Annotated in this window: 3 protein-coding genes; 2 read left to right on the top strand and 1 reads right to left on the bottom strand. The window is 42.1% G+C overall.

Features of this window, described 5'->3' with window-relative positions; all coding sequences use genetic code 11:
- Window positions 1-213 precede the first annotated feature (213 nt).
- Together CIK04_RS11340 and CIK04_RS11335 are read left to right on the top strand one after the other, a co-directional pair.
- Entirely contained in the window at window positions 214-366 is a 153-nt protein-coding gene (locus CIK04_RS11340; RefSeq protein ID WP_097353765.1) for a DUF3265 domain-containing protein, read from the top strand.
- A 2-nt stretch (window positions 367-368) separates the two neighbouring features.
- Window positions 369-1193 carry an FRG domain-containing protein gene (locus tag CIK04_RS11335; RefSeq protein WP_157806518.1) on the top strand — a complete coding sequence of 275 codons (825 nt, stop codon included), beginning with the start codon at window positions 369-371 and terminating at the stop codon, window positions 1191-1193.
- A 25-nt stretch (window positions 1194-1218) separates the two neighbouring features.
- On the opposite strand, the gene CIK04_RS11330 is transcribed toward CIK04_RS11335, so the two are convergent.
- On the bottom strand, window positions 1219-2048 hold an 830-nt coding region (locus CIK04_RS11330; RefSeq protein ID WP_128824613.1), incomplete at its 5' end, for an IS30-like element ISVvu6 family transposase.

The following is a 2048-nucleotide window of genomic DNA, read 5'->3' as shown; positions in this document are numbered from 1 at the left end:
TGTGTTTGTATTCATAATAAGCTAACTCTTGCTTGCGTAATGCGGGTTCGAGACCCAGTCGAGTATTCGAGTTTGGTGCTTGGAGTTCTATGTCGCGTTCATGTTTGTTATCGGTCTCTCGATAGAGGAGCCAGCGTTCAATCGAACTACAACATAGAAAGCTTTAGTTGCGGCTAAAGCCTGGGTCTCACATTACCCGAAACAGGTCGATTAATGGGGATAATTTCCCATACAAAGCGTTTAAGAGGGATTCATGCCGCGTGGCATTTTTGGTATGCGGTGATTTTTGGTGGTGAAAGTGGTGTGCGGAAACTTGGTTTATGCGGCACTCACCCCTTAACGCAGCGTTATGTCTCTATGAGGTAAAAATGAGCTCTCAAAAAATCAAAGAAATTCATATAAATACTTGGGATGAGTTTAGATCTCATGTTGATAATAAGCACTATCGGAAATGGATCTATCGAGGTCAAACAGATAGCTCGTGGCAGTTAGAAAGTTCACTTTATCGCTCTATAAATGATGCGAAGGTTACCCGCAATTTAGGCGGAAAACCGTCAAAAGCGATGAATGAACGAAGGCATGAAGAAATTATGCTAGAGCGTTTTAAAAGTTGTGCCCACCTTTACTTAAGCCATCTACCTAAAAACCATGACGATCTTAGTTGGTTATCTCTTATGCAACATCATGGAGCTCCAACTAGGTTACTAGATTTTAGCTTCTCACCTTATATAGCGCTGTATTTTGCTTTAGAAAGTGGCAGCTCGGATGCTGCAATTTACTGTTTAAATCATAATTCCTTAAAACTAATTGATGATCAGTATTTCGGAGAGGGTCGAAAGGAAGTTTATAGTCAGTTAATGCATGGAGAGGATAACTTAGATAAAGTTTTCCTATTTGCTTTTGAACCAGAGTTTTCCAATCAACGCTTAATTGCTCAACAAGGTTTGTTCGTTGCTACTAACTACGTAACTTTTTCGCACGAAGATGCGTTAACAGAATATGAAATTGGTGACCGAGATGCCTATAAGTTAATTATCTCAGATAAGTTACGTTATGAAGGGCTAAGAATGTTACATCAAATGAACATCACTTCAGGAACTATTTATCCTGGATTAGACGGGTTCTGCAAAAGTCTTCATAAATTGCCAGTGTTTGATTCTAGGCATCAAGTGCGTGTTGGAAACGAGACTTAGTATCAAGTTTGAAGTGCGACACTTTCTACAGATGCGCATGAATATACTCCAGTGGTGTTCTATACCCAAGTCTTTTGCGTGGGCGCGTATTTAATTTGTGTGCAATTTCATTGCATAGCTTCTGTGTCACGTGTGACATGGAAGTTCGTTTTGGTAAGTATTGTCGTATCAAACCATTGGTGTTTTCATTAGTGCCTCGCTCCCATGAGTGGTATGGATTTGCAAAGTAAAACAGACAGTTATGGTGTTTTTCTAGTTGTGCGTAACCATGAAATTCAGTGCCGTTATCCGAAGTTATCGTCTTAAAAGGTAAGTCAGAGCGGGTCATGATTTTGCTCATTCTTACGTTGAGCGACTCGCTTGTTCTATCGTCCATTTGCCCGATAAAAGTGTAGCCAGTCATTCTGTCGACTAAAGTCACGATACAGTGCTTGGTTCCGCGGCCAACGACAGTATCAATTTCCCAGTGACCTGGCTCTTTTCGATGCTCAGCGTTTTCTGGTCTTTCGGTAATATGACGCTTATTTGCAAGCCGTCCTCGACTGTCTTTTGAGTTGTACCTTTTACGCCTTTGCTTAGTAGATTGGCGTAGGTGTTTCCATAGGGTTCCACCGAGAGCTTTGTCGTTCCAAATGTGCTGATAAATGAGCTCGTGGCTCATTGTTGGATAGCCTCTCATTCTTAGATATCCGACGATTTGGTCAGGGCTCCAATCCAGTCGTAGCAAGGCCTCAGGTAACCTAAAGTCGCTTTTGCTGTAGCGCTTGTTTCTGCGCGAGCGGCTCAGCCGGTTACGAGCCATTTGCTGTGCCCGCCGTGGTTGATAAGAGTACCTATCGAAGAACTTGTTGTAAC

This window comes from Vibrio sp. 03_296 (assembly GCF_002265885.1).
Note: the sequence above shows the minus strand (reverse complement) of the source record. Positions and strands in the feature narration are given on the sequence as shown.

Bases quoted from the DNA above. Each gene is read 5' to 3' on its own strand.
- CIK04_RS11340 (WP_097353765.1), top strand. From the start codon at position 214: ATGGGGATAATTTCCCATACAAAGCGTTTAAGAGGGATTCATGCCGCG.
- CIK04_RS11335 (WP_157806518.1), top strand. From the start codon at position 369: ATGAGCTCTCAAAAAATCAAAGAAATTCATATAAATACTTGGGATGAG.